This is a genomic window from Streptococcus mitis (assembly GCF_946188615.1).
Lineage (GTDB): Bacteria > Bacillota > Bacilli > Lactobacillales > Streptococcaceae > Streptococcus > Streptococcus mitis_BZ.
Genome location: NZ_CAMHVK010000004.1, coordinates 177,650 through 202,392 on the forward strand (window position 1 = coordinate 177,650; position 24,743 = coordinate 202,392).

Genomic DNA, 24,743 nt, shown 5'->3' on the forward strand with positions numbered 1-24,743 from the left:
CTATTTTCTCTATTTCTAATGACTTACTTCAGCTTCTTACCTCTTAGAAAGAGCAACAAAAATATGAACTAGCAAAGTTTGGCATCATCAGTAATCCATAACAATTTGTCTTTACTTATATAGACACTAGAGGAAACATCAACAAACCTTTACATGCTGACTATCTAAACAATAAAATGAAAAGCATTAGAAAGCGACATAAAGAGCTGGCACATGCTACACCTCATAAACTGCGACATACAGGAGCGACACTTGCCAAACAAGCAGGAATGAGCTTAGAAGCTATTTCTGAAGCTCTAACACACAGTGATACAGGAACAACACAGATTTATGTAAATACTTCTAATGTAGTTCCTATGACAGTAGGTGAATTTGCTTTAAAGTCTCTAAAACAATAAGGTGAAAATAAGGTAAACTTTGAGGTAAACTTTTCAAAAAAACACGAAAAAAGCACCCATAAGGTAAACTTTTGAGTGCTTTGAAACGTTGATAGTATCGTATTGATTAACGTTTTGAGAATTGTGATGCTTTACGAGCTTTCTTAAGACCTGGTTTTTTCTACATTATGATATTTATGGTAAATTATCACTAAAATCGAGTAATTTTAAGAGATAAATCCTCAATATTTACATATATAATCCTTTTGAAAATCGAGAGGTTATCAAAGGGTTATCACATTTTAGTTTTCGGAGCTTATGTAGTTGAGAAATACGAAATACTGTATCATAAAGATGATGTACAGTTTAGCAACAAATATACAGTTTCTTCGTGCCTGGACAATTTCTTTTTCTATCCTGAAGATATTTAAACAGTTCTATATATTATTTCTTGTGAGTAATTTTCATCAAAAAATTTCATAGAGTAGCTCCCTAGAATCATGGAAAAGTAGTAAAAATAGTTGTTATCCTAGTTGATTAAAAAAATCCCTGATTTCCTCATCTTTTATAAAATAATATATAATTTTCCCCTCTCTTCTAGTGCCCAAGATGTTTTGATTGGCTAGTTTACGAAGATGGTGGGAAGTAGATGCCATACTGAGATTTAGTAAACAGGCTATATCACAGACACAGAGTTCTTCAACAGCAAGAAGATAGAAGATGATATTTATCTGTTTATTATCGGTAAATTTTGTTAAAATGCGAAGTGATTTTTGGACTTTTTCCTTTTCAAGGTAGTTCGTTGCGGTTGTAATATTTTGCTGATTTATAACATTCACTTGGCAGATACTATCTTTTTTCATAATATTTTCTCCTAGCCTAATATAGTCCATAGTATGTCAAAACTGTTATTTTCAATCAGGATATATATCCCCAATCCTAAATAAACAACGGCAATAAACCATCTGCTATATTTTTCCAAAATTTCTCCAACAGAAGAGACTTGTGCCAATTTTTGGGCAGAAAAAACCAAGAGATAAATCATGACTAGAAAGGTAAGTAAAGCTACTATCAAATTTGCTAAATTTAAGGTAGTAAAATATGGAACAAAGACACCAATATTGTCAGCACCACAACTTGCAAAAGTAATCATAGCGACTAGAAATATCAGGTTTTTATTATCTTTGCGCAAACCTTCTTTGGCAATAGCTTCTCCATCAGAATCTCCTAAAAGCAAAACTTTGAGACCTAGGAAAATTGGAATCAAACCGAGTAAACCTAAAATCTCTTTACTAGGAATATAATTTAAGACAAATGCAAAAAGCAAACTTAGCAATATTAGACTAACAGAGCCTAGAAATTGTCCTAAATAGATGTTAATGATGTCTTTTCTGCTTTTTCTTTTGGCAAAAAATAACATTAGGATAATAAGTAAGTCTACGGCTGTCCCAGAATACAGGATTATTGAAGTAACAACATTTTGAATCATAAAATACCTCATTCAAATATATTTTTGAATGTATTCTAACATTAAACTTTGTAGATGTCAACTTAAAATCCACCAAAATATAGATAAGAAGTTAGTGTACCAAATATTAAAAAGCCCTGCCATCGAAATGACAGCAGGGCTTAACTTCAATATCCAGATAATATATTTATCTAAAAAAGGTACAGTTTTTATTGATTTGTAGTGCGATATAATGAGTTTCCAAAAATCAAAAATCGCTTAAAATCAATATTTTGACATCTATTGACGTGTACTGAAACCCTTACTTAACCTCTGTAAGGATATAATTACGGTACCAGTATATCATAAATAATAACAAAATCTTGACTTTCCGAAACATAATGATTTTCCCGAAAGAAAGAGATCAACCTAAAAAATTACTGTCTTACTTATGTAATGTTTCTTTAATATAATATAGAAATAAAAAGTATGTAAATGAAAAGATTTATCACATTACTTTTAGTGTCTCTATCTACAATTTTATTAATTGCATGCTCTAACCAATCAAGCAATTCTTTAGATGGCGAATACCGTTGAATAAACGAGAGTAGAAATGAAGTTGCCTTTACCATTTCAGGTAACAAAGGAAATAGCAACAAAGGAGAGGCCGACACCTTTACAATTGATAAAGACAGTGCAACAATCGAACCGACTGGCTCTAATATCATAAACCGAAAAGAGAATTATACCTTCAAGGATGACGTATTCACTGTAGATATTTCAGGAACAAAGCAGGAGTATTACAAAAAGGATAGTGAAGAAATACAGCGACAAGTAAAACCCTCAAACTATTTGATATTCTTTATACAATAAAAACGCTTTTGTACTGACCCCAAAAGTTAGATTTTTTCTGTCTAACTTTTGGGGGTCAGTACACACCCGCATAGCGGGTATTTTTTTGTCTCGCACCTAGCGGAGTGAGACAGGCTAATAGTCACATAATAAAAAATTTACTTAAAGTCAGATTTTAAATACTTTAGAATAGTTCTTTCTAAAACTTACTCCCAAATTTTTTTGCTCGTATAATTCATCAGGGGTTTGGGGATTCCCCAAAATTCAAATCATCCCAAAAAGTACATACACTTTGTGTATACAAATTTTAGGATGATTTTGGGAGTGTGTGTATACAGACTCTGAGCTCGCAAAGTCATATTATGAGAAATCTTTCCTTCTCAATAAAATAATCCCAAAAATCAATTTGACTGTCATTTGTGTGTACAAATATTTTAAGAAGATATATAAAAAACGCTGCAAAATTTTTAACAGCGTTTCCTTATTTTAAAATTCTCATATGTCTTTCTTTTTTATGGTTAGCATCATAGTATTCCAGCATCGCATGATACAAACGAGCCTTCGTTTTATCTTGTTGTTTAATTCCATGAAGAAATAATTCTGCTCGCTTTAATTTCAATATGTATTCACATATCTGATCAAAATCCTTATCCATATTACTTTTGAAAATAAACATCTTTTTCCTCCATCACATCAACTATTTTTTGCATCAAAATAGACATATCCATTTTGTTTTCATAGCTTATTCTCCCAACTACAGTTGCAAGACGGGCTATAGAATTGATATTCTTTCCGACTTGTTCCAACTCTTCTGTTAAAGGAACTAAACCTTCAAAAGAGACTTTTTGGATGTTCAAATCTGTTCGTATTAATTTTTGTCTAGCAAACTCAGAAAAATTACGAATATTTTCCTTCCTCATACAATCATTTAATTTTTTATTTTCTTCTTCCGTCAAAAACACCTGTTTCAACACAGATTTTATTCTCATGGTCCTATCACCTCGTTTTCTTATTTAGTCGTTTTACAAGTTCTTTCACTTGTTTACTTGTCTTCTTTTCATATTCTATCATCAGCTCAACGCAGTAGTGAAATATCCTTACATTATCCAAATCCTCACTTTGTTCTGCTATTCTTTCTAACTGACGTAAGTTATTGATAATTCTTCTAACTTGAAATATAAAGTCATGATAAGATTCAAAATCAAATTGAAGATAAATAGGCGAGCTCTTAAATAACATTTTTCTGGCATAAGAGGAAAAACTTAGATGATTTGTCATTTCAATCAAGTTATTCACTATTTCATTTTGCTCCTCAGTGATGTAACATTTCTTTAGAACAGTCCTATATCTACTCATTTATCATATACTTCTTTCGGGCATTTTCATGGGCAATAGCTTTGCACTCCAGCATACGTTCCTGCTTTAAATTCTCCATAGACTTAAATAAATACGCCAAAGGAGACGTCGCATCCTCAGGAATCCGTTCAATCATGCTAATGACTTCATCACTAGTTACATACCCACTAGCCAAATACTCGCCTATCTTCATCTTCTGAGCATGTGTTAAAGTGTAATTGTTAGGATACAAAAATCTATCATTGTACTTATAAGAAATGGATTCTAACAAAGAATAATATTTGGGTGGAATATAAGTTTCAGGCTTTCTAGAACTATTATCCAGTATATTCTCAATCTCTTTCTTATTCTTACTCTTGTTCTTAATCTCTTGCGTTACATTATCATTTTCATCCGTTACTGTAACGTTACAGTCTAAAACGAGTTGTGGCTCGCCTGTAATTAGTGCTTTTTGTTTTTGTCTATGACGAGCAACACGTTCCCTAGTTTGTTTCCTAATCTTTTCTAGTCCATCTATATTCTGATGTTTCTCCCATTTTGGAATGGTAATAGCGCCATCTATTATTTCTATCATGCCAAATTCTTCAAACATACTGAGAGCTAATTTTACAGATGTAGCCTTTCATCTAAACACTGTTGAAAGCATCTCTTCTGTGTAATAAACCTTGTTCCCTAGACTTAATATGCCACTATTATTTTGCTTTCCTGCAAGCACCAGAATTTTAAACCATATTACAATAAGAGTATCTCCTTCTGGCATTGATTCTATTAGCTGAATTTTTTCATCATCAAATATATCTGTTGTTATCTTGATCCACTGAACACCATTCATACGAGTACCTATCTTTCATATTGCTTCAACCATCGTGTTACTGCTCTTTTATCGTATAAAGTCACTCCATCAATCACCATGGTTGGCATTCCTTCTTTCGTCCATTTTTGGATTGTTGTCGTAGATACATCTAACCACCTAGACAAACCTGACATACGAACCATAGGTTTATAAAGTTCTTTATCTTCAAATACTCTTGCTACAGCATTTGAAATCATCTCATCATAGTGAGCACGTAATTGCTTCTCTAATTCTTTAGGAAGCTGGACAACTAAAGTAGTTTCCGACATAAATTCACACCTCATTTCTAAATTAAATAAGCTCCGAAACCATTTAATTTGTTATTCATTTTGAATTATATATCCTTTTTGAATTTTTGTCAAGCTTTTTATTCAAAAAGAATAAAATGTGTTATAATGATAAAAAGGAGGTTCTTATGACGAATCATATTACTAAACTGATAGAAAATAGCGGAAAAAAATTGACAGAAATTAGCGAAGCTACAAATATAGCCTATCCTACACTTTCTGGATACAATCAAGGAATCCGCAAACCTAAAAAAGATAATGCTGAAAAATTGGCAAAATACTTTAATGTTTCCGTCGCTTACATTATGGGACTTGATAGCAACCCACACGCTCCATCAAATCTTAAAATTGTTACAGATAGTTTCAAAACATCTAAAATTGGTTCTGTGACACCTTTTAAAAGCGATATGGAGAAGTTAAAGAAGAGTATCGAATTTGGCGAAAGGGCATTAACACTACCACTTGATGATAGTTTTTCAGATGAATTTCGTCATATATTCTCAGAATACCTAGCTGAGAAAAACAAACGTTTTATGTCTGAGTTTATAGATTATATGAATCACCAAAATAAAGATTCTAAAGTTTGGCAGAGCTGGATTAAAACAGACGAATACGCTATCCGCCAAGAAGATAGAAAAAATAGATAGACACTCATTTCTCGATTACATAAGCTCCGAAAACTTAGATACGGAGAAAAAATGTCTATACACAAATACAAAACAAAAAAAGGAATCCTTTACTATGTCAGCTTTTACATTGGCTTAGATGCTTATGGAAAGAAAAAAAGGCACTTAAAGAGAGGGTTCAAAACCAAAAAAGAGGCAAAATTGTACGAAGCTCGTTTAGAAGCTGGTGTCGTTGCCCCCACAGTAAATACCGACAAACCTAACCCCAAAGTCACTTATAAAGAACTTTATCAAGAATGGTTTAAGGCCTATGTTGGTACCGTTGAAGAAACAACTTCTTCCCAAACTAAGAATATCTATCGAATACATATTCTACCAATATTTGGAGATAAATTTGTTGACCAAATCAGTCCTTTAGACTGTCAAAACTTTATTACACAAAAATCTCAGACTTTCAAAAATATCAAACAGATAAAATCCTATACCTCAAAAATTTTTGATTTTGCAATCAACATGAACTACATTGATCGAAATCCAATGAAGAATGTTATCATGCCTAAAATCAAAAAAACTAGATCAGATAATTTTTGGTCTCTGGAGGAATTACATCATTTCCTTGATATAGTGAAAGAAACTGAGCCATTTAAACATTTTGCTTTATTTAGACTGCTTGCATTTAGTGGACTACGAAAAGGGGAGTTATACGCTTTAAAATGGGCTGATATTAACTTTGACAGCAATCTATTGAACATAGATAAAAGTCTAGGAAGAATTGACGGTAAAGCGATTGAAAAGAGCACAAAGAATGAATCTTCAGTTCGTACAATCTATCTTGATGATGAGACAATCGATATTATTAAGCAATGGAGAAATTTCTATCTGAAAGAACAATCTCAGCTTCCTCTTACAAAGCTGAATATTAGTGATGAATATATGTTCTCTTACATATCAAGTAATGACAAAATTGAACCTTTGCATGCTGATTACATTAATAACGTACTGAATCGAATTATTAAAAAGCATAAATTAAAACCAATTAGCCCACATGGGTTTAGACATACACATGCAACACTTATGTCTGAAATTGGAATCGATCCTTCTAATACATCAAAACGTCTCGGTCATGCAAGCAGTCAGGTGACATTAGATGTCTATACTCACACCACAAAAACTGGTGAGAAAAACTCTATTGACAAATTTGCAGACTATCTCAATAAAGCAAAATAAATCATGATTTTAAAAATTTAGAAGAGGTTATCAGAAGGTTATCACAAAGCTATTTGAGCTCAAAAATCGACAAAAAAGCACTTTGCAAAATTTTTGCAAAGTGCTTTGAAACGTTGATATAATCGTATTGATTAACGTTTTGAGAATTGTGATGCTTTACGAGCTTTCTTAAGACCTGGTTTCTTACGTTCAACTTTACGTGAGTCACGTGTAAGAAGTCCTGCGCGTTTCAATGAATCGCGGAAGTCTGGGTCTACTTGAAGAAGGGCACGAGCGATACCATGACGGATAGCTCCTGATTGACCAGCGTATCCACCACCTACAACGTTAACGAAAACGTCGTATGAACCTGCAGTTGAAGTAACTGCGAATGGTTGGTTGATTACAAGACGAAGGTCAGCGTGTGGGATGTACTCTTCAACATCTTTTTTGTTAACAGTGATTTTACCAGTTCCTGGAACAAGGCGAACGCGTGCAACAGCGTTTTTACGACGTCCAGTACCTGCATATTGTGCTTGTGACATACTTTATTGTTCCTTTCCTTAGATAAGTCCTGAAATATCAAGAACTTCTGGTTGTTGTGCAGCGTGAGTGTGCTCAGCTCCAACAAATACTTTCAACTTCATACCTTGAGCGCGTCCAAGAGTATTGTGTGGAAGCATACCTTTAACTGATTTCTCGATCAAACGTACTGCATTTTTAGAACGAAGTTCACCTGCAGAGATTTGTTTCAATCCACCTGGGTGGTTTGAGTGAGTGTAGTAGATTTTATCAGTTGCTTTTTTACCAGTCAATTTAACTTTTTCAGCATTGATAACAATCACAAAGTCACCTGTATCAGTATGTGGTGTAAATGTTGGTTTGTTTTTTCCGCGAAGTACGCTAGCAACTACTGCAGAAAGACGTCCAAGTGGTACATCAGTTGCGTCAACTACGTACCATTTACGTTCAACTTGGCCTGGTTTAGCCATAAATGTTGTTTTGTTCATGATTTCTCCTATATATAGTTCGATTTTTGTTTACGGTGATGGGTGTTCCTTCCCATCGAAAAGTATTTGGAAGGTTCCGGGGCCTTTCAAATGGGGTAAACAATACCGCCTACTATAATACCAAATTTCACCCCTAAAAGTCAATAGATATGAAAAATATTTTTCTGAATTCCACTCTTTTTATCTCTAAAAACCTCGCTTTCGCGAGGCTCTTCTATTTATAAGATAAGGCACGTTTAAAGGTTTTCCAAGGTCCCAAATCATCTGTTTGCAGAACGAGACTAGCATACATACGTCCGATAAAGACTGTTGCAGTTACTGCAAAAGCAATCGTAATCGCAAGCGAAATCCAAGCTTCTAACCCATTTGCATAGCCATTAATGGCTCTAAATGGCATGAAGAAGGTCGAAATAAAGGGAATATATGAACCAATCTTCAAGATGAGATTGTCACCAGCTGCACCTAGAGCTGTCACTCCAAAAAAACCACCTATAATCAAAATCATCAAAGGCGACAAGGCTTTTCCTGAGTCCTCAGGACGAGAAACCATAGAACCTAGGAAGGCTGCTAAAACAACGTACATAAAGAGGCTAACCAAGACAAACAATAAGGTGTTGAGCGAGAAAGCCTCTCCTATATGGTTTAAAATACCAGATTGTGCCAAGATTGGTAGGTCTTTAAAGAGAAGAATGGCAGCAAGTCCACCCACGACGTAAATGCCAATATGGGTCAAAATCACAAGAAGCAGAGCCAGCATGCGAGCGTAGAAATAATAACTAGCTCGGATACTAGAGAAGACCACCTCCATGATTTTGGTTCCTTTCTCGCTAGCCACTTCCTGAGCAGTGACACTAGCATAGGTAATCAAAATCATATAAAGGAAGAAACCAAGCCCTGCGGCCGCAATGGTTTGAACAATTTTTTTGTTTTCCTTAGATTCATCAATCTTCTCAGTAAAATCAACGGTTTGACTCAGGCGTTTTTCCTGTTCTTGAGACAAATTAGCTGCCGAACGATTGAGTTGGTATTGCAGTTCATTTAGTCTATTGGTTACAGCTAGTTTGATGCCACTTTCAAGAGAGGTTTCACCATGATAGACGGCCTTGATGGCGCTGTCCTCTTGGTCGACGGTTAGGTAACCCTTGATTTTCTCATCCTTGATAGCAGTTTGGGCACTGGCTTCATCCTTATAATCAAAGTTGATACCATTAGTACCCTTGAGCCCTTCTTCCACAGATGGCACTGTTGTTACTACTGCTATCTTGCTATTCTTGGCCATAGAAGACCCTTGGAGGTAGCCAATTCCTACAGATAAGGCTAAAAAGAGGAACGGCGAAATCACCATAAAGAAGAAACTCCACGACTTGATGTGTCGAAGATAGGTTTCCTTCATTACAACCCACATATTTCTCATACTTCCACCCCTGATTCTAGTTTAAAGATTTCATCAATTGTTGGCGCTTGCTGGTCAAAGGTTGCGATGTATTGCCCCTGAGTCAAGATTGGGAAGAGTTCCCTTCCAGCGCTCTCATCCTCTAAGATCAATTTCCAACTGCCTTGTTTGGTCAAACTCACCTGTTTGACATGAGGAAGATTTTCCAATTCTTCCTTACTTCGTTCACTTGAAACAAAGAGACGCGTTTTCCCGTATTGATTGCGGACATCCTGGACCGGCCCATGCAAGACCACACGGCCATCTCGAATCATGAGAATATCGTCACAAAGCTCCTCGACGTTGGTCATGACATGGTCAGAAAAGATAATGGTTGCTCCGCGCTCTTTTTCCTGAAAGATGACTTGCTTGAGCAATTCAGTATTGACTGGATCCAAGCCACTGAAAGGCTCATCCAAGATAATCAAGTCTGGCTCATGAATCAGAGTAATGATGAGCTGAATCTTCTGCTGATTTCCTTTTGACAGGCTCTTGATTTTATCTGTCAGCTTTCCTTTCACTTCCAACCTCTTCATCCATTGAGGGAGTTTTTCCTTGACTTCCTTGGCATCCATACCTTTTAGAGTCGCCAAGTAGCGAACTTGTTCAAGGACTGTCAATTTAGGCATGAGACTGCGTTCTTCAGGCAGATAGCCAATCCGAGTGTAGGTCTCTTGACGAATATCCTGACCATCTAGACTGATTTCTCCTTGGTATTCTAAAAACTTCAAAATACTGTGGAAAATCGTTGTCTTCCCAGCACCGTTTTTCCCGACTAATCCCAAAATACGACCTGGTCGTGCCTGAAAGTCAATACCAAACAAAACTTGCTTGGATCCAAAACTTTTCTCTAGACTTCTTACTTCTAGCATCTTTCACCTCCGAAATGTCTTGCACTCATTATACTCCTTTTTGATAGCCTTTACAATGATTTCTGTCCATTTTTATCATCCTCATTTTAGTAAAAAATCTTAGGGTACTTTGAGTTATGAGTACATTATACACTGGTAAACTCCAATTTATCTTCTCTGTTCCTTAACTGTCTATTTTTGATCCCGAATTGTTATTTGAAAAGCAAAAATCCACCCCGAAGGATGGATTGATAAGTTAACGCACTTCTGCATTGACTTTTTCTTCAAGCGATGCTTGGATTTTTTCCATGTAGCGTGCGACTTCTTCGTCCGTTAAGCTATCTTCTGGATTTTGGAAAGTCAAGCTATAAGCCATTGACTTCATACCAAATCCCAATTTTTCGCCTGAGAAGACGTCAAAGAGTTTGATATCTGTCAAACGTTTCACGCCGGTAGCTTGGATAGCGTCCACAACTTCTTGATGAGTCACTTCTGCCTTGAGGAGAAGGGCAACGTCACGGCTGACTGCTGGGAATTTCGTGATTTCCACAAATGGAGCAGCTGGTTGAAGGGCAGCTTCGATGGCTGAAAGGTTGAGCTCAGCTACATACGTTTCTGGAATATCGTAAGCCTTAGCAGTGACTGGATGCACTTGCCCAAGGAAACCAAGAACTTGGTCACCGAGTGAAATCACGGCTGTACGACCTGGGTGAAGGCTAGCGATTTCAGATGTTGCCGTATAGGTCACTTCTAGTCCCAAGCGAGTAAATAGGGCTTCAAGGATTCCTTTAGCATAGAAGAAATCAACTGGAACTGCTGCTGTTTGGAAATCTTTTTCAGCAACCAAGCCTGTCAAGGCAAAGGCAAAGCTATTAATCTCATTTGGAAGTTCTTCTTTTGGATTACCAGTTTGTTCAAAGACTTTTCCAATCTCATAAAGGGCCAAGTTTTTATTCTTACGAGCTACGTTATAAGCCACCGTATCAAGGATACCAGAAATCATATTTTGACGGAGGACAGAACGGTCCACTGTCATTGGCCACATGAGTTCAGTAAGGTTACTTGGTTGAGCCGTAAACTCAACTGCTTTTTCAGGAGTTGTTAGAGCATAGGTGATGATTTCTGTCAAACCTGCTCCTTCAGCAATCGTACGAACCTGACGGCGAAGTTTTTGTGTCGCAGTCAATTCACCAGCTGTCCCATCGTCTTTTGGTAGACTAGTTGGCAAGCGGTCATATCCATAGATACGAGCGATTTCTTCAAAGAGATCTGCTTCTATTGTGATATCCCAACGACGACGTGGTACGCTGACTGTAAAGCTGTCTGCATTTCCAGAAAGACCAAAGCCAAGACGACGGAAGACGTCTTCTACATCAGCATAAGAAAGCTCAGTTCCGAGGACACGGTTAACATCAGCAAGAGTTGAAGAAACTTTCACATCAGAGGTATCAAGCTCACCCGCTGAAACGATACCTTTACGCACCGTCGCACCTGTAAGTTCTGCAATCATGCTAGCTGCCGCATCAAGGGCTTCATTGACTGTTGCCACATTGATGCCTTTTTCAAAGCGAGAAGATGACTCAGAACGAAGGTTGAGGCGACCACTGGTCTTGCGGATAGATTTTCCGTTGAAGACTGCAGCTTCAAGGACGACACGACTAGATTTATCAGAGATTTCTGTTGCTTGACCGCCCATGACACCTGCAAGGGCTACTGGCTTGTCTGCGACAGTGATAACTAAGTCATTCACGTCCAAGTCACGTTCTTCGCCATCCAAGGTCACCAATTTTTCACCAGCGTGCGCTTCACGCACACGGATGTCACTCCCTTCAAAGGTATCCAAGTCAAAGGCGTGCATTGGTTGACCAAAGTAGAGAAGGATGTAGTTGGTCACGTCCACTACGTTATTGATTGGACGGATTCCTTCGTTCATGAGAAGGTTTTGCAACCATTGTGGACTTGGTGCGATAGTCACATTATCCAAGATACGAGCGGCATAGTAAGGCGCTTTGTCTGTCTCAATGCTGACAGAAAGGGCATCTGCCGCAGCTTCATTAGTTTCTGTTAGAGTAAATTCTTTAAAGTTGACTGCCTTGTCATAGATGGCTGCCACTTCATGAGCCACTCCACGCATAGAAAGAGCGTCTGCACGGTTTGGTGTGATGGAAAGTTCGATGATTTCATCATCCAAGTCTAGGTAAGAGAAGACTTCATCCCCAGGAAGGGCATTTTCTGGCAAGATTTGAATACCATCTGCGAATTCCTTAGGTACAACTGAGTCAGAAATTCCCAATTCACCAAGTGAACAGATCATCCCAAGTGACTCCAAACCACGGATTTTCCCTTTTTTGATCTTGTAATTGTCAGCGATACGGGCTCCCGGAAGTGCCACCATAACCTTGATACCAGCACGCACATTTAGGGCACCACAAACGATCTGACGGGTTTCTTCTTCGCCAACGTTAACCTGACAAACATGAAGATGAGTTTCTGGCACATCTTCGCAAGACAAGACCTCACCGACGACAATTTTTGAGAGACCGGCAGCCAGTGATTCGACACCTTCTACCTCGATCCCTGTGGTTGACATTTTTTCAGCCAACTCTTGTGATGGCACATCAATGTCCACCAATTCTTTTAACCATTTATAAGATACAAGCATAATTTAGTTCTCCAGAATGACCGTTGTCACTCTAGTTCTTTTCCTTTCCTATCATTTCAATAGAAGAATCCTCTTCTTACCTTAATTTCTTTTTCAGTAACCAATCTGTATCTACTTTTTGACCAACCATAAAATGATGTTGGCTAAATTTTTCAAAACCATATCGGTTATAAAACGCTTGAGCTTTTGTATTATGCTCCCAAACACCTAACCAAGCCCAGGAAAAACTATTTTTGGTAGCAAGTTCAAGTGCGAATTCAAACAGTTGCTTACCTAGTCCAAATCCTTGAAATTTTTGTAGAACATAGAGGCGTTGAATTTCAAAAGCGTCCTCTAATTCTCTCTCAGTTTGAGCACTTCCCCAGTTGACTTTGAGAAAACCAGCTATCTCCTCTTCATGCATAATGAAATAGGTTTCGGAATCTGGATTTTCCAACTCAGTTGACAAAGTTTTCAGACTATAAGCCTCTTCAAAGTATTCCTGTAACTGCTCTTCCGTATTATCATGCGCAAATGTTTCACGAAAAGTTTGTTTGGCAATTTTAGCCAACACCTCAACATCTGCAATTTCTACTTTTCTAATCATTATTTAAACTGTTCTGAGAAGCGAACATCTCCTTGGTAGAATCCACGGATATCGTTGATTCCGTAACGGAGCATGGCTACACGCTCTTGACCAAGACCAAAGGCAAAGCCAGAGTAAACAGTCGCATCGATACCACTCATTTCAAGAACACGTGGGTGAACCATACCAGCACCCATAATCTCGATCCAACCTGTTTTCTTACATACGTTACAACCTTCTCCACCACACTTAAAGCAAGAAACATCCACCTCAACAGATGGCTCTGTGAATGGGAAGTAGGATGGACGCAGACGGATTTGACGCTCTTCACCGAACATTTTTTGGACAATCAACTGCAGGGTTCCTTGAAGATCTGCCATAGAAATGTTCTTCCCAACAACCAAGCCTTCGATTTGGTGGAACTGGTGACTGTGAGTCGCATCGTCCGTATCACGACGGAACACACGCCCTGGCGAGATCATCTTCAAAGGACCTTTAGAAAAATCATGGGCATCCATAGCACGCGCCTGAACTGGAGACGTGTGGGTACGGAGCAAGATTTCTTCAGTGATATAGAAAGTATCCTGCATATCGCGAGCTGGGTGGTCTTTGGGAAGGTTCATACGCTCAAAGTTATAGTAGTCTTGCTCCACTTCAAAACCATCCACGACTTGGTAACCCATACCGATGAAGATATCTTCGATTTCTTCACTGGTTTGTGTGAGGACGTGGCGGTGACCAGTCGCAACTGGACGACCTGGAAGGGTCACATCGATACTCTCACTTGCTAATTGAGCTGCAACTTTCTTTTCTTCCAAAAGCTTAGCAGTTTCTTCAAAAGCTGCTGTCAAGACATCACGCGCTTCATTGACATGTTTCCCGATAATCGGACGCATCTCAGCAGAGACATCTTTCATCCCTTTGAGGATTTCAGTGAGCGATCCCTTTTTACCAAGGACAGAGACACGCAAATCTTGCATCTCTTTTTTATTTTCAGCAGTAATCTGCTTCAAGCTAGCCAGCGTTTCTTCACGAAGCGCTTTTAATTGTTCTTCAATAGTTGACATAATTCCTCCATCAGTCTCTCGTAGATAAAAAGAAAACCACATGCCAAAAACTCCACTCGGAGCGTTGACACGCGGTACCATCCGTTTTCATCTGACAAGTCAGACCTTCATTTCTAAATCCATGCGCAAGTGAATTCACCCAGCTTTCATATAGAGAGCTTGCAGTCACGGCTCTCCTCCCTGATATACTTCCCTTGAGTTACTAGTCTTGCAGATTTCTATTCAATTACTACATAGTTTATCAGATTTTGAGTTAAAAAACAAGTTAGATTAGATTAATTTCAGTATAAAAAGGAACAAGACACAATGCACTACCTATTTATAAGGCCTGTTTCATCTGCTTTCCTTTTCAATAAGAGAGTTGCTGCTTGATTAAAACCATCACACCAGTTATACCATTTTGCTTCATACTCATCTTGAGCTAAGATATGATTTTTTAAATCCAGAACAGAGTAAATCATTCTTTCCTCACAAGCTTGCGCATAGAGATGATATAGTTCATCACCACCATCTCTATCCCACTCAGCAGAAATCGTATCCCGACCTGCCAATAAAGCCTGATAAGCCCTGTGATGTCCATCTGTAATCAACAAGCAATTTCCAAAGGCAAGAATACTGATTGGATCGACTTGGATTGTTTCTGCCGACTGGTAAAGCATCTGAATATCTTGCAACTTCTTTTCTGATAAGTATAGTTGAGTCGGATGAAGATCTGCTATATTGACTTTCATTTCTTTCTCCTCAAAGGAATTTGATACTCACTTCTGCTTGCCTTTAAATCGCCATTGGAATCGGAGCTTGTCATAGAAGGGAAACTCGATAAACAGGACTCCCAAGCCCACACAGAGACTGGCAAGGACATCTGATGGATAGTGAACTCCCAGATAGACCCTTGATACCAGCACACTGACTAGGTAGAGACCAAGGACGATTTGCACGATTTTTCTCCAGACTGGATTTTTAATCCGTTGACTGAGAATGACAATCAGAGAACCGACCAGCAAGGTTACAGCCAGAGAATGGCCGCTTGGGAAGGAAAATCCCTTCTCCTCAACCAAGTGTAAAATAGCTGGTCGTGGGCGCTGGTAGATATTTTTAAAGGTCACGATTAAAAGACCAGCCAAAGCCAAATTCCCTAGCATGAAGAAACTTTCTATCTTCCACCGCTTACGATAAAAGATAAAGGCTACGATGACAACCCAAGTGATAATCACTGGGATATCAATCAGGCGTGTGATGGCTCGGAAAAGAATAGTCAAGTAATCTGGCAAGTCTCCTCGAACGGCAGTCTGTATCGGTTGGTCAAAACCGACCAGCGTTTCAGGGTAAAATTTGACCATGTAGCCAAGAATAACGAAAAGTAAAAGGGCAAAACTGCCCTTCATTAAAAATGTTTGTTTATCTTTCATAATGTTTTAAGGTTGGTTTCAAGAGAACATACAACAACCAGAATGAAACGGAAAAGATAATACCCTCAATCAAGTTAAAAGGTAATACCATGGTCATTAGGTAGTTGGAAAGTCCCAAAATTTTTCCAATATCAAAGTTAGCAAACTTAGCGTACAAAGGAACAGCGTAAACATAGTTGAGAACCAACATAGCTACGGTCAAGCCAATAGTTCCAGCTAGAGAGCCTAGTAGGAAACGAAGGGTTGTCCGTTCCTTTTTCCAAATCAAAGCAAATACGATGACAAAAACTCCCAAAGCCACGATATTCATCGGCAAACCAATGTAAGTATTCACTCCTTGGCTGTTAAGAAGCAATTTCAAGAGTGAGCGAAGCAAGAGGATTCCTAGAGCAGCAGGCAAATCCATGACCACCAGACCCACAAGGACTGGCAAGATACTAAATTCGATCTTGAGGAAGGATGCCGCTGGTAAAAGCGGAAAGTCAAAGTACATCAGCACAAATGAGATGGCTGATAAGATCGCAATGGTCGAAAGTCGACGTGTGTTTGTCATAACAGGTTCCTCCAATTTTCTATAAAATCAGAAGAAGTTGGAAAGGATTCCTCTATCTATTCTCACTTTTTATATCCCAAAAGTTCCCTCTCACTTTATCAAAGCAAACTAAAGCAAGCGGTTACAATCTAGCTATAAATCCATCAGAACAGACAAAGCTATTCTTTCGTCTTCTCCCATCCAGACTATACTGTCGGTTGTGGAATCTCACCACATCAGCTTGCGCTCGCGGACTTATTTGGCTAAGATATTTTAGATTTATCTAGGCGTCGCAGTCGAAGATAATACTTAAAGTATATCGAGACAAGACAACAACGAGAAAGCTAAAATAGCTAGTCAAATTTACCGCCGGTCGGGAATCACACCCTGCCCTGAAGACTCTTTTATCATAACAAAAAACGCTTGCAAGCGCAAGCATTTTGTTCATTTTCATTTTTTATTTCAATTTATCCACTTCATAGGTATGAACGAGCTCAAGACCTGCAAAGTTCTGCTGGCGGAGGGCTTCGTAGACAATCATGCAGACGGTATTAGACACATTGAGACTGCGGACATGTTCATCATTCATGGGAATACGGAGAGCCTTTTCAGGATGTTCTCGCATAAAGTCCTCCGGCAAGCCCTTGTCTTCACGTCCAAAGAGAAAATAATGGTCTTCGTTAGTCGATAAATCCACCTCAGAATACACTTTCTCAGCGAATTTCGAAATCAGATAGAGTTTTCCCTTCATCTGAGACATGAAATCCTCCAAACTCTCGTAAAAATAAATCTCTAGCTTATCCCAATAATCCAAACCAGCTCGCTTCATCTTGCGGTCGTCAATAGGAAAGCCCATTGGCTTGATGATGTGGAGGGGAGAATTGGTCGCAGCGCAAGTACGCGCGATATTGCCTGTATTTTGTGGAATTTGTGGTTCAAATAATACAATGTGATTTGTCATGACTTGCTTCCTTTCACCATTGCAAAAAAATAGCCACACTGCCCGGAGTCAAGCTCAGCAAACAGCGTGGTTAAGGCATCGTTAACTTACCTCACAACAGGTTTGAAGTAAATCAGCGAAACTACTTTCTTAGTATAACACTTTCAGAATCATTGTCAATAGAAACGACTTGATTTTTTCAATTTTTTCAAGCTATTTCCAAGGGTTGTAAAATCGTCCCTGATTCTGCAAAATAAGTAGTAAACTAGCTACTAAAAACAAGGCTGCCAAGAGCAAGGTAAGATAATCACCTTTTTTCAAGGCCTGATAACTATACCATGTGCGTTTTTTCTCTTTCCCAAAGCGGCGAAGCTCCATGGCGGTCGCGATGGTATCAATGCGTTCTAGCGAGCTAAAAATCAAGGGAGTGATAATGCGCAGATTGCCTTTGATTCGTTGGATAAGAGAAGCTTTCTTGGATAATTCCATCCCACGCGCTTCCTGAGACATCTTGATGGTAAAGAATTCTTCCTGCAAATCTGGAATATAGCGCAAAGTCAGGCTGACAGAATAGGCAATCTTATAAGGCACACCAATTTGATTTAAACTAGAAGCAAACTGACTAGGATGAGTTGTCATCAAAAAGATAATAGCCAGAGGAATGGTGCAAAGGTACTTAATGGCCAGATTTAGTAGATAAAAGAGCTCTTGACTGGTCAGAGTGTAGGCACCGATTCCCTGCCAAATCACACTTCTTTCTCCGTAAAGTCCAACCCCATACTCGGGAGAAAAGAGATAGACCATCAAAACGTTTAAAACGGCAAATACCGTCGCAAAAACGGCTACAAAGGAAACATCTTTAAAGCGGATTTCTGACAAATAGAGGAGAAAAACCGAAAAAATGGCAATCAGAACAAGCAGTCTGGTATCATAGCTAATCATGGCCGCCAATGATACGAGAATGAAAAAGAGGAGTTTACCAGCTCCTGACAAGCGATGAATCACAGTATCTCTATGCTGGTAACCAATTAATTTAGCTTGCATCCTTCTCTCCTTTCTTTGTAAAATGCCGTTAACGCAAGTGGATCCACGTCTAGTTTCTTGGCCAAGTTGAAGATTGAAGTTTCTTTTAGGTTGGCTTTTACTAACAACTCAGGATTGCTCAAAAGACTAGCTGGATCAGTATCGGCAATCAGCTCCCCATCCACCATGACAAGGGCTCGATCTGAATAATCCAGCATCAATTGCATATCATGAGTAATCATGACAATGGTATGCCCTTTTTGATGCAACTCTTCGAGAAATTCCATAATCTCAGTATAGTTCTTCTGGTCTTGACCTGCAGTCGGTTCATCTAGGAGAATGATTTCAGCTCCTAAGACCAAAATTGAGGCAATAGTCACACGTTTTTTCTGTCCAAACGAAAGGGCAGAAATAGGCCAATTACGGAATTCATAAAGACCACAGATTTTCAAAGTTTCATAGACTCTCGTTTCAATTTCCTTCTCATCCACACCTCGCAAACGAAGCCCTAGAGCCACCTCATCAAAAATCATATTGGTTGAAATCATTTGATTGGGATTTTGCAGCACATAGCCTACTCGTTCCGCCCGCTCTGCAACAGAATCTCCTTTTATATCCTGTCCTTCCCAAAGATAGCGACCTTCCGTCTGAATAAAGCTACTTAAGGCCTTGGCTAGAGTTGATTTCCCAGCCCCATTTTTTCCGACAATGGCAATCTTTTCACCCTTTTTAATATCCAGACAAATGGATTTCAAAATTGGTCTATCGTCATAAGAAAAAGACACATCCTCTAGTCTAAAGAGTGACTGTAAATCTGGAATCTCTTTTGCCAGTTCCGTCTGTAACTGAACCTGCCCTTTTGAGATAGACAAGTTATCCAGATTTGCTAACTGTTTTTCCTTGACTAAATCCACACCCAATTGACGGAGAGTCGTTAGATAAAGAGGTTCTCGGATTCCATTTTGGGTCAATAAATCAGTCGCCAGTAACTGATTAGGGCTCCCATTAAAGAGGATACGACCATCGTTTATCAAGACAATCCGATCCACAGGGCGATGCAGAACATCCTCCAAACGATGTTCAATAATAAGGGTCGTCGTCCCCTCTTCCTTATGAATTTGGTCAATCAATTCGATAATATCCTGACCTGACTTGGGATCCAGATTGGCGAGTGGCTCATCAAACAAGAGAATCGGACTCTCATCAATCAAGACACCAGCTAGACTAACTCGCTGCTTTTGACCGCCAGACAAATCCTGAGGACGCTGAGACAGTAAAGAGAGGAGATCCAACTTTTCAGCCCATTTATGAACACGACTTTTCATCTCATCTAGAGCTGTCACATCATTTTCCAGAGCAAAAGCCAAATCCTCTGCCACAGACAGACCGATAAACTGCCCATCTGTATCCTGCAAAACTGTGCTAACCAGATGAGATTTGTCATAGATGCTCATATCAAAGGCTGCTTGCCCCTTGATCAAAAATTCTCCAGACTTCTTACCCTTGTAAATATTGGGAATAATCCCATTCAAACACTGCCCCAAGGTAGACTTACCTGACCCAGATGGTCCAACAATTAAGACTTTTTCTCCCTTATAAATGGTCAAATCCACCCCTTGCAAGGTCGGTTCTTGTTGACTTTCATACTGGAAAGAGAAATCCTTCCACTCAATTATAGCTTCTTTCATCTTACTCTCTTCATTCGCTTCTTAGACTTCTATTTTATCATAAATCTACCCCTTCTTGCAGACTCTTCTCTTAAAAACTTAGCACCAACAAGATTCCTAGCCTAGACTGGTTACCTGACTAGTCTATAAACATCGAAAAAGACTGGTTGCCCAGCCTTTTCCTTTATGTTAATCCTTTTTCAAACTTCCTGAACGAGTCTGCGTACGTGAATAAGCTAGCAAGAGAAGGGTACCTGCGATAGCTACAGTTACAGCATTAGCAATTCCCGCAACAATCCCTTGGGCAAATACTTTTTCTGCCGCTTCTTGGTAAATCACAACATCTCCAAGTGGTGCCCAGACACCCCAAACAAGAGCATTTGCAACAATCTGAATGAGGTTAAAGAAGACAATATCCTTCAACTCAAAAACACCCTGTGTTACTCGAATGTATTTTCTAAAGAGACCTACAGCTAGACCAAAGAGACCACTAGCAATAATCCAAGTCCACCATAGACCGTAGCCAGCAAGAGAGTCCTTCACCGCATGCCCAATTAAACCAACAAGTAGTCCCACTAGAGGGCCAAAAATAATAGACAAGAGGCTCTGTACCGCATACTGAAGCTGGATGCTTGTATTTGGAACAGGCGTTGGAATACTGATCATCCCGATGACAACAAAGAGCGCAGCTCCAACACCGATAGCAACAACTTGTTTAATTGATTGATTTTTCATCTATATTCTCCTATTTTATCCTTCTATTTTCTTTATTTCAATGGTCCAAGATGAACCGACACCCACATTATAGGCCTTGGCAAAGGAACCTTGGTTGATAGCCAGACCTAAACGATAGAGAGAGTTGATGTAAAGGATGGGTTGCCCAATTCTCACATCCACAAATGATTTGCCATAAACAACCTGATTTTGATAGACCAGCATATCTGCATGATAGATAGTCACCTCAAAACGGTCACCGAATGCTGGTTCCAGCTTGTAAAATTCTTCTCGCGTGATAGAGGTCCAAAGCGAACCAAAACGCACATCCAGAATATCAATAGCTCCCTTCACTAGATAATCTTCTATGATGGTCTCTACGACTGGAAGCTCCACAATCTGATCCACACTGAGCTCTGGCCCCACTTCCTCAAAACTAATGTGACCACTGGCTAGTTTAGCACCAGTATAGGCATAGACATCACGACCGTGGAAGGTATAAGAATGCTCTGTGTTTTGACGTCTATTGGCCACTTCAGAAATTTCACGAATGGCTACAATACCAACGTGTTTCTTGATAAAAGAAAGCGTTCCATTGTCTGGCGTGACAATGTATTGATTTTTTACAGTCTTGGCAACTACACTCTTACGTTTCGAGCCGACACCTGGATCGACCACCGATACAAATGTCGTTCCCTCAGGCCAGTAATCTACCGTCTGAAAGAGACGATAGCTCCCCTCAAAAATATTATAAGGCGTGATATCGTGCGTCAAATGATGAATTTTTAAGGTTGGAGATTCTTCTAAAGCCACTCCAATCATAGCCGATACCGCACCATCAACCAGACCAAAGTCTGATTGTAATACCAGTAAATTATTATTCATTTTATCTCCTTGTATATCCTTTATCATACCATATTTCAGAGAAAGTCGCTAATAGCTATTTCAATTGATTAGGGTATAGTTTTACCTTATAGCAAATTTCCTACTAAAAGCTCTTGTTATTAGCTAGTAGGTGCATTTTTTCTTGAAAAAAGGTATGATAGTTACATCATGAAAAAGTAGGTTTTATTATGAAAATTATCCTTGTCGGAGGGGGAAAAGTTGGTTCTGCCCTCTGTCGCTCCTTGGTTGCAGAAAAGCATGATGTTTTGCTGATTGAGCAAGACGAAGCTGTTCTCAATCATATTGTTAATCGCTTTGATATCATGGGTATCCTTGGTAACGGGGCCGATTTTACCATCCTTGAGCAAGCCAGTGTCCAGGATTGTGATATCTTTATTGCCCTGACTGAATACGATGAAGTGAACATGATTGCAGCCGTTCTAGCCAAAAAAATGGGAGCTAAAGAGACCATCGTTCGGGTGCGGAACCCTGAATATTCTAACTCTTATTTCAAGGAAAAGAATATTCTCGGTTTTTCTCTTATCGTTAACCCTGAGCTCTTGGCTGCCCGCGCTATCGCGAATATCATTGACTTCCCCAACGCCCTCTCTGTCGAACGTTTCTTTGGTGGACGCGTTAGCCTCATGGAATTCACTGTTAAATCTTCCAGCGGTCTTTGCCAAATGCCCATTTCTGATTTTCGTAAAAAATTTGGCAATGTTATTGTCTGTGCGATAGAGAGGGATCATCAAATTATCATTCCAAGCGGTGACATGACCATACAGGATAAAGATAGAATCTTTGTCACTGGTAACCGTGTTGATATGATGCTCTTCCATAATTATTTTAAATCTCGTGCCGTGAAGAGCCTTCTTATTGTTGGAGCTGGTAGAATCGCCTATTATCTACTAGGTATCCTAAAAGACAGTCGTATTGATACCAAGGTTATTGAAATCAATCCTGAAATCGCTAGCTTCTTTAGCGAGAAATTCCCAAACCTCTACATCGTTCAAGGAGATGGTACCGCAAAAGATATCCTGCTGGAAGAAAGTGCTCAAAACTATGATGCCGTTGCGACTCTAACAGGGGTTGATGAGGAAAATCTGATTACCTCTATGTTCCTTGACAGGGTAGGTGTACAAAAAAATATCACCAAGGTCAATCGTACCAGTCTCCTCGAAATTATCAATGCGCCTGATTTTTCAAGTATCATCACACCTAAAAGCATCGCTGTAGATACGATTATGCACTTTATTCGTGGTCGGGTTAATGCCCAGTATTCAGACCTTCAGGCCATGCACCATCTAGCCAATGGCCAAATCGAAACCCTGCAATTTCATATCAAGGAAGCTAATAAAATGACTTCCAAACCTCTTTCTCAACTAAAACTAAAAAAAGGGGTTCTTATAGCAGCCATCATTCGAAAGGGCAAGACTATTTTCCCTACTGGGGAGGATATGTTGGAAGTTGGAGACAAGCTCCTAGTAACAACCTTGTTGCCAAACATCACCAAGATTTATGACTTGATCGCGAGGTAAGAAATGAATAAAAGTATGATTCGTTACCTCCTTTCAAAATTACTTTTGATTGAAGCTGTTCTTCTTTTGGTTCCTGTGTCTGTCGCTGTCTATTACCGTGAATCGAGCCAAGTCTTTACGGCCCTCTTTTCAACAATAGGGATTCTCGTATTACTAGGCGGTTCAGGAATTTTACAAAAGCCCAAAAATCAACGGATTTATGCCAAGGAGGGAGTCTTGATTGTTGCCCTCTGTTGGATCCTTTGGTCCTTCTTTGGCGGTCTCCCCTTTGTTTTTGCTAAGCAAATTCCCAGCGTTATCGATGCCTTTTTTGAAATCAGTTCTGGCTTTACAACTACTGGAGCAACTATTCTGAACGACGTTTCGGTTCTCAGTCGTTCCCTCCTCTTCTGGCGAAGTTTTACCCACTTGATTGGAGGGATGGGAGTGCTTGTTTTTGCACTTGCTATTATGGACAATGCCAAGAATAGCCACCTAGAAGTGATGAAAGCTGAGGTTCCTGGCCCTGTTTTTGGCAAGGTTGTATCCAAACTCAAAAATACTGCCCAGATTCTCTATCTCCTTTATCTAGCTCTCTTCTCCCTCTTTGTCATCATCTATTATCTGGCTGGCATGCCCCTATTTGATAGTTTTGTCATTGCCATGGGAACAGCAGGTACAGGAGGTTTTACAGTCTATAACGATGGAATCGCCCACTATGGTAGCTCACTGATTACCTATCTAGTTAGTATCGGAGTTTTGGTTTTTGGGGTAAATTTCAATCTCTACTACTACCTCATGCTCCGTCGCGTCAAAGCCTTCTTTGGAGATGAAGAACTTCGAGCTTACTTGGTCATTGTACTGCTTTCTACAGGCTTGATTAGCCTCAATACCCTCTATCTCTATCCAGGATTTTCAAAGAGTTTTGAAATGGCCTTCTTCCAGGTTTCCAATATCATTACAACGACTGGTTTTGGTTACGGAGACATTACCAACTGGCCCCTCTTCTCCCAGTTTATCCTTCTCTTCCTTATGGGAATCGGTGGTTCTGCTGGTTCAACCGCAGGTGGACTCAAGGTTATTCGAGGCCTTATCCTTTCAAAAATTGCTAAAAATCAGATTTTGTCAATTCTATCACCCCACCGTGTTTTGACCCTCCATGTTAATAAAACGGTAATTGACAAAGATACCCAGCATAAGATTCTCAAGTACTTTGTCATCTATTCTATGATTTTGCTATCCCTTATCTTTATTGTCAGCCTAGATAGCAATGATTTTCTGGTTGTGACCAGCGCTGTCTTTAGCTGTTTCAATAATATCGGACCTATTCTAGGAACCACTTCTAGCTTCTCAATCTTTAGTCCTATCTCAAAAATTCTTCTCTCCTTTGCAATGATTGCAGGTCGATTAGAGATTTACCCAATCCTACTTCTCTTTATGAAGAGAACTTGGTCTAAGAGATAAA

25 protein-coding genes, 3 pseudogenes and 1 riboswitch are annotated in these 24,743 nt (G+C 39.2%); of the genes and pseudogenes, 7 read left to right on the forward strand and 21 right to left on the reverse strand.

Features of this window, described 5'->3' with window-relative positions:
* Positions 1–2: 2 nt before the first annotated feature.
* Positions 3–398 (forward strand): annotated as a pseudogene (locus OCF95_RS05660) (tyrosine-type recombinase/integrase); the annotation flags it as partial.
* Between the two features lie 503 nt (positions 399–901).
* On the opposite strand, the gene cadX reads toward OCF95_RS05660, so the two are convergent.
* Complete coding sequence (gene cadX / locus OCF95_RS05665; protein ID WP_000711088.1) at positions 902–1,240, reverse strand: Cd(II)/Zn(II)-sensing metalloregulatory transcriptional regulator CadX; 339 nt, start codon at positions 1,238–1,240, stop codon at positions 902–904.
* 11 nt (positions 1,241–1,251) lie between these two features.
* On the reverse strand, positions 1,252–1,866 hold the full coding sequence (locus OCF95_RS05670) for a CadD family cadmium resistance transporter (RefSeq protein ID WP_000615750.1): 615 nt from the start codon (positions 1,864–1,866) through the stop codon (positions 1,252–1,254).
* Positions 1,867–1,894: 28 nt separating this feature from the next.
* Here OCF95_RS05670 and OCF95_RS05675 point away from each other — a divergent pair, with 28 nt between their 5' ends.
* Positions 1,895–2,068, forward strand: a complete 174-nt coding sequence (locus tag OCF95_RS05675; RefSeq protein ID WP_071788300.1) for a FanG protein — start codon at positions 1,895–1,897, stop codon at positions 2,066–2,068.
* Between the two features lie 251 nt (positions 2,069–2,319).
* Positions 2,320–2,697: pseudogene (locus tag OCF95_RS09920) on the forward strand (hypothetical protein).
* A gap of 460 nt (positions 2,698–3,157) precedes the next feature.
* Here OCF95_RS09920 and OCF95_RS05680 read toward each other — a convergent pair.
* From OCF95_RS05680 to OCF95_RS05700, 4 genes and pseudogenes are all read right to left on the reverse strand, one after another.
* Positions 3,158–3,352, reverse strand: coding sequence for a hypothetical protein (locus OCF95_RS05680; RefSeq protein ID WP_000469564.1), 195 nt, complete (start codon positions 3,350–3,352; stop codon positions 3,158–3,160).
* On the reverse strand, positions 3,333–3,665 hold the full coding sequence (locus tag OCF95_RS05685) for a hypothetical protein (protein WP_001220782.1): 333 nt from the start codon (positions 3,663–3,665) through the stop codon (positions 3,333–3,335). Before OCF95_RS05685 ends, OCF95_RS05680 begins: the two co-directional genes overlap by 20 nt.
* A gap of 359 nt (positions 3,666–4,024) precedes the next feature.
* Positions 4,025–4,864 (reverse strand): annotated as a pseudogene (locus tag OCF95_RS05695) (phage replisome organizer N-terminal domain-containing protein).
* An 8-nt stretch (positions 4,865–4,872) separates the two neighbouring features.
* Positions 4,873–5,154 (reverse strand): hypothetical protein, encoded by a 282-nt coding sequence (locus OCF95_RS05700; protein ID WP_000005472.1) that lies wholly within the window; start codon positions 5,152–5,154, stop codon positions 4,873–4,875.
* Positions 5,155–5,300: 146 nt separating this feature from the next.
* Here OCF95_RS05700 and OCF95_RS05705 point away from each other — a divergent pair, with 146 nt between their 5' ends.
* Both OCF95_RS05705 and OCF95_RS05710 read left to right on the forward strand, forming a co-directional pair.
* Positions 5,301–5,819, forward strand: a complete 519-nt coding sequence (locus OCF95_RS05705; RefSeq protein WP_000181350.1) for a helix-turn-helix domain-containing protein — start codon at positions 5,301–5,303, stop codon at positions 5,817–5,819.
* A 51-nt stretch (positions 5,820–5,870) separates the two neighbouring features.
* The gene (locus OCF95_RS05710; protein ID WP_261101554.1) at positions 5,871–7,025 is read left to right on the forward strand and encodes a site-specific integrase; all 1,155 of its coding nucleotides are present in this window, start codon (positions 5,871–5,873) and stop codon (positions 7,023–7,025) included.
* Positions 7,026–7,156: 131 nt separating this feature from the next.
* Here OCF95_RS05710 and rpsI read toward each other — a convergent pair whose 3' ends face one another.
* The 15 genes from rpsI to OCF95_RS05785 all read right to left on the reverse strand — a co-directional run bounded on the left by rpsI (position 7,157) and on the right by OCF95_RS05785 (position 21,761).
* Positions 7,157–7,549 carry a 30S ribosomal protein S9 gene (rpsI, locus tag OCF95_RS05715; RefSeq protein ID WP_000075964.1) on the reverse strand — a complete coding sequence of 131 codons (393 nt, stop codon included), beginning with the start codon at positions 7,547–7,549 and terminating at the stop codon, positions 7,157–7,159.
* An 18-nt stretch (positions 7,550–7,567) separates the two neighbouring features.
* Complete coding sequence (rplM, locus tag OCF95_RS05720) at positions 7,568–8,014, reverse strand: 50S ribosomal protein L13 (RefSeq protein WP_001044624.1); 447 nt, start codon at positions 8,012–8,014, stop codon at positions 7,568–7,570.
* A gap of 214 nt (positions 8,015–8,228) precedes the next feature.
* Entirely contained in the window at positions 8,229–9,428 is a 1,200-nt protein-coding gene (locus OCF95_RS05725) for an ABC transporter permease (RefSeq protein WP_261105049.1), read from the reverse strand.
* The gene (locus OCF95_RS05730) at positions 9,425–10,318 is read right to left on the reverse strand and encodes an ABC transporter ATP-binding protein (RefSeq protein WP_004257211.1); all 894 of its coding nucleotides are present in this window, start codon (positions 10,316–10,318) and stop codon (positions 9,425–9,427) included. The genes OCF95_RS05725 and OCF95_RS05730 overlap by 4 nt, the downstream gene beginning before the upstream one ends.
* Positions 10,319–10,553: 235 nt before the next feature.
* Positions 10,554–12,959: a phenylalanine--tRNA ligase subunit beta gene (pheT, locus tag OCF95_RS05735; RefSeq protein ID WP_261105050.1), complete on the reverse strand. Its 2,406-nt coding sequence runs from the start codon at positions 12,957–12,959 to the stop codon at positions 10,554–10,556.
* 76 nt (positions 12,960–13,035) lie between these two features.
* On the reverse strand, positions 13,036–13,545 hold the full coding sequence (locus OCF95_RS05740; protein ID WP_007522357.1) for a GNAT family N-acetyltransferase: 510 nt from the start codon (positions 13,543–13,545) through the stop codon (positions 13,036–13,038).
* Complete coding sequence (gene pheS / locus OCF95_RS05745) at positions 13,545–14,591, reverse strand: phenylalanine--tRNA ligase subunit alpha (protein WP_031237702.1); 1,047 nt, start codon at positions 14,589–14,591, stop codon at positions 13,545–13,547. Before pheS ends, OCF95_RS05740 begins: the two co-directional genes overlap by 1 nt.
* 311 nt (positions 14,592–14,902) lie before the next feature.
* Positions 14,903–15,322, reverse strand: coding sequence for a chromosome partitioning protein ParB (locus OCF95_RS05750; protein WP_000867301.1), 420 nt, complete (start codon positions 15,320–15,322; stop codon positions 14,903–14,905).
* Positions 15,323–15,349: 27 nt separating this feature from the next.
* Complete coding sequence (locus tag OCF95_RS05755; protein WP_000653438.1) at positions 15,350–16,000, reverse strand: phosphatase PAP2 family protein; 651 nt, start codon at positions 15,998–16,000, stop codon at positions 15,350–15,352.
* A complete protein-coding gene (locus OCF95_RS05760) occupies positions 15,990–16,553 on the reverse strand; it encodes an ECF transporter S component (RefSeq protein WP_020902736.1) in 564 nt (187 codons plus the stop codon). Before OCF95_RS05760 ends, OCF95_RS05755 begins: the two co-directional genes overlap by 11 nt.
* A 164-nt stretch (positions 16,554–16,717) precedes the next feature.
* A riboswitch (FMN riboswitch) is annotated at positions 16,718–16,936 on the reverse strand.
* Between the two features lie 53 nt (positions 16,937–16,989).
* The gene (locus OCF95_RS05765) at positions 16,990–17,493 is read right to left on the reverse strand and encodes a tRNA (cytidine(34)-2'-O)-methyltransferase (RefSeq protein ID WP_000181389.1); all 504 of its coding nucleotides are present in this window, start codon (positions 17,491–17,493) and stop codon (positions 16,990–16,992) included.
* Between the two features lie 192 nt (positions 17,494–17,685).
* Entirely contained in the window at positions 17,686–18,516 is an 831-nt protein-coding gene (locus OCF95_RS05770) for an energy-coupling factor transporter transmembrane component T family protein (protein ID WP_261105052.1), read from the reverse strand.
* Entirely contained in the window at positions 18,501–20,183 is a 1,683-nt protein-coding gene (locus OCF95_RS05775; protein ID WP_261105053.1) for an ABC transporter ATP-binding protein, read from the reverse strand. Before OCF95_RS05775 ends, OCF95_RS05770 begins: the two co-directional genes overlap by 16 nt.
* 168 nt (positions 20,184–20,351) lie before the next feature.
* On the reverse strand, positions 20,352–20,897 hold the full coding sequence (locus OCF95_RS05780) for an ECF-type riboflavin transporter substrate-binding protein (protein WP_143952828.1): 546 nt from the start codon (positions 20,895–20,897) through the stop codon (positions 20,352–20,354).
* A gap of 15 nt (positions 20,898–20,912) precedes the next feature.
* The gene (locus OCF95_RS05785; RefSeq protein WP_261019946.1) at positions 20,913–21,761 is read right to left on the reverse strand and encodes an SAM hydrolase/SAM-dependent halogenase family protein; all 849 of its coding nucleotides are present in this window, start codon (positions 21,759–21,761) and stop codon (positions 20,913–20,915) included.
* A gap of 188 nt (positions 21,762–21,949) precedes the next feature.
* Here OCF95_RS05785 and trkA point away from each other — a divergent pair, with 188 nt between their 5' ends.
* Positions 21,950–23,299, forward strand: coding sequence for a Trk system potassium transporter TrkA (gene trkA / locus OCF95_RS05790; protein WP_024056705.1), 1,350 nt, complete (start codon positions 21,950–21,952; stop codon positions 23,297–23,299).
* A 3-nt stretch (positions 23,300–23,302) separates the two neighbouring features.
* On the forward strand, positions 23,303–24,742 hold the full coding sequence (locus OCF95_RS05795; RefSeq protein WP_001043441.1) for a TrkH family potassium uptake protein: 1,440 nt from the start codon (positions 23,303–23,305) through the stop codon (positions 24,740–24,742).
* Position 24,743: the final 1 nt, after the last annotated feature.

Coding starts and splice junctions, on each gene's coding strand:
- cadX (WP_000711088.1), bottom strand. CDS start 1,240: ATGAAAAAAGATAGTATCTGCCAAGTGAATGTTATAAATCAGCAAAAT.
- OCF95_RS05670 (WP_000615750.1), bottom strand. CDS start 1,866: ATGATTCAAAATGTTGTTACTTCAATAATCCTGTATTCTGGGACAGCC.
- OCF95_RS05675 (WP_071788300.1), top strand. CDS start 1,895: ATGTATTCTAACATTAAACTTTGTAGATGTCAACTTAAAATCCACCAA.
- OCF95_RS05680 (WP_000469564.1), bottom strand. CDS start 3,352: ATGTTTATTTTCAAAAGTAATATGGATAAGGATTTTGATCAGATATGT.
- OCF95_RS05685 (WP_001220782.1), bottom strand. CDS start 3,665: ATGAGAATAAAATCTGTGTTGAAACAGGTGTTTTTGACGGAAGAAGAA.
- OCF95_RS05700 (WP_000005472.1), bottom strand. CDS start 5,154: ATGTCGGAAACTACTTTAGTTGTCCAGCTTCCTAAAGAATTAGAGAAG.
- OCF95_RS05705 (WP_000181350.1), top strand. CDS start 5,301: ATGACGAATCATATTACTAAACTGATAGAAAATAGCGGAAAAAAATTG.
- OCF95_RS05710 (WP_261101554.1), top strand. CDS start 5,871: ATGTCTATACACAAATACAAAACAAAAAAAGGAATCCTTTACTATGTC.
- rpsI (WP_000075964.1), bottom strand. CDS start 7,549: ATGTCACAAGCACAATATGCAGGTACTGGACGTCGTAAAAACGCTGTT.
- rplM (WP_001044624.1), bottom strand. CDS start 8,014: ATGAACAAAACAACATTTATGGCTAAACCAGGCCAAGTTGAACGTAAA.
- OCF95_RS05725 (WP_261105049.1), bottom strand. CDS start 9,428: ATGAGAAATATGTGGGTTGTAATGAAGGAAACCTATCTTCGACACATC.
- OCF95_RS05730 (WP_004257211.1), bottom strand. CDS start 10,318: ATGCTAGAAGTAAGAAGTCTAGAGAAAAGTTTTGGATCCAAGCAAGTT.
- pheT (WP_261105050.1), bottom strand. CDS start 12,959: ATGCTTGTATCTTATAAATGGTTAAAAGAATTGGTGGACATTGATGTG.
- OCF95_RS05740 (WP_007522357.1), bottom strand. CDS start 13,545: ATGATTAGAAAAGTAGAAATTGCAGATGTTGAGGTGTTGGCTAAAATT.
- pheS (WP_031237702.1), bottom strand. CDS start 14,591: ATGTCAACTATTGAAGAACAATTAAAAGCGCTTCGTGAAGAAACGCTG.
- OCF95_RS05750 (WP_000867301.1), bottom strand. CDS start 15,322: ATGAAAGTCAATATAGCAGATCTTCATCCGACTCAACTATACTTATCA.
- OCF95_RS05755 (WP_000653438.1), bottom strand. CDS start 16,000: ATGAAAGATAAACAAACATTTTTAATGAAGGGCAGTTTTGCCCTTTTA.
- OCF95_RS05760 (WP_020902736.1), bottom strand. CDS start 16,553: ATGACAAACACACGTCGACTTTCGACCATTGCGATCTTATCAGCCATC.
- OCF95_RS05765 (WP_000181389.1), bottom strand. CDS start 17,493: ATGACAAATCACATTGTATTATTTGAACCACAAATTCCACAAAATACA.
- OCF95_RS05770 (WP_261105052.1), bottom strand. CDS start 18,516: ATGCAAGCTAAATTAATTGGTTACCAGCATAGAGATACTGTGATTCAT.
- OCF95_RS05775 (WP_261105053.1), bottom strand. CDS start 20,183: ATGAAAGAAGCTATAATTGAGTGGAAGGATTTCTCTTTCCAGTATGAA.
- OCF95_RS05780 (WP_143952828.1), bottom strand. CDS start 20,897: ATGAAAAATCAATCAATTAAACAAGTTGTTGCTATCGGTGTTGGAGCT.
- OCF95_RS05785 (WP_261019946.1), bottom strand. CDS start 21,761: ATGAATAATAATTTACTGGTATTACAATCAGACTTTGGTCTGGTTGAT.
- trkA (WP_024056705.1), top strand. CDS start 21,950: ATGAAAATTATCCTTGTCGGAGGGGGAAAAGTTGGTTCTGCCCTCTGT.
- OCF95_RS05795 (WP_001043441.1), top strand. CDS start 23,303: ATGAATAAAAGTATGATTCGTTACCTCCTTTCAAAATTACTTTTGATT.